The following is a 1,680-nucleotide window of genomic DNA, read 5'->3' on the forward strand; positions in this document are numbered from 1 at the left end:
GTGCTCCTTAGAAAGGAGGTGATCCAGCCGCACCTTCCGGTACGGCTACCTTGTTACGACTTCGTCCCAATCGCCAATCCCACCTTCGACGGCTCCCTCCCACAAGGGGTTAGGCCACCGGCTTCGGGTGTTACCGACTTTCATGACGTGACGGGCGGTGTGTACAAGGCCCGGGAACGTATTCACCGCAGCGTTGCTGATCTGCGATTACTAGCGACTCCAACTTCACGGGGTCGAGTTGCAGACCCCGATCCGAACTGAGACCGGCTTTAAGGGATTCGCTCCACCTCGCGGTATCGCAGCCCTCTGTACCGGCCATTGTAGCATGTGTGAAGCCCTGGACATAAGGGGCATGATGACTTGACGTCGTCCCCACCTTCCTCCGAGTTGACCCCGGCAGTCTCTCACGAGTCCCCGCCATTACGCGCTGGCAACATAAGATAAGGGTTGCGCTCGTTGCGGGACTTAACCCAACATCTCACGACACGAGCTGACGACAGCCATGCACCACCTGTACACCGACCACAAGGGGGCCTACATCTCTGCAGGTTTCCGGTGTATGTCAAACCCAGGTAAGGTTCTTCGCGTTGCATCGAATTAATCCACATGCTCCGCCGCTTGTGCGGGCCCCCGTCAATTTCTTTGAGTTTTAGCCTTGCGGCCGTACTCCCCAGGCGGGGTACTTAATGCGTTAGCTACGGCACGGATCCCGTGGAAGGAAACCCACACCTAGTACCCACCGTTTACGGCATGGACTACCAGGGTATCTAATCCTGTTCGCTACCCACGCTTTCGCTTCTCAGCGTCAGTTACTTCCCAGAGACCCGCCTTCGCCACCGGTGTTCCTCCTGATATCTGCGCATTTCACCGCTACACCAGGAATTCCAGTCTCCCCTGAAGTACTCTAGTCTGCCCGTATCGCCTGCAAGCTTAAGGTTGAGCCCCAAGTTTTCACAGAAGACGCGACAAACCGCCTACAAGCTCTTTACGCCCAGTAATTCCGGACAACGCTCGCACCCTACGTATTACCGCGGCTGCTGGCACGTAGTTGGCCGGTGCTTCTTCTACAGGTACCGTCACTTACGCTTCGTCCCTGTCGAAAGGAGTTTACAACCCGAAGGCCGTCATCCTCCACGCGGCGTCGCTGCATCAGGCTTTCGCCCATTGTGCAATATTCCCCACTGCTGCCTCCCGTAGGAGTCTGGGCCGTGTCTCAGTCCCAGTGTGGCCGGTCACCCTCTCAGGTCGGCTACCCGTCGTCGCCTTGGTGAGCCGTTACCTCACCAACAAGCTGATAGGCCGCGGGCCCATCTCGCACCGATAAATCTTTCCACCAACCAGCATGCACTGGAAGGTCATATCCGGTATTAGACCCAGTTTCCCAGGCTTATCCCGAAGTGCGAGGCAGATCACCCACGTGTTACTCACCCGTTCGCCGCTCGTGTACCCGAAGGCCTTACCGCTCGACTTGCATGTGTTAAGCACGCCGCCAGCGTTCGTCCTGAGCCAGAATCAAACTCTCCGTTGAAGACTCTCAACCACACCCGAAGGTGCAATCAGAAGTATCTAAACTAGAGTCCGAAAACCTAGCAAAACAAAACGCCAGCAAAAAGATTTGCTGACTAAATGTCCGACCTCATCAACCGGGGGGTATGAGAGGCCGGAACCAATAAACATATT

Annotated in this window: 1 rRNA gene; it reads right to left on the reverse strand. The window is 56.2% G+C overall.

Annotated elements, in window-relative coordinates:
• Positions 1–11: 11 nt before the first annotated feature.
• Positions 12–1,528 (reverse strand): 16S ribosomal RNA (locus F3087_RS42795).
• Positions 1,529–1,680 lie beyond the last annotated feature (152 nt).

It is taken from the genome of Nocardia colli (assembly GCF_008704205.1).
Classification (GTDB): domain Bacteria; phylum Actinomycetota; class Actinomycetes; order Mycobacteriales; family Mycobacteriaceae; genus Nocardia; species Nocardia colli.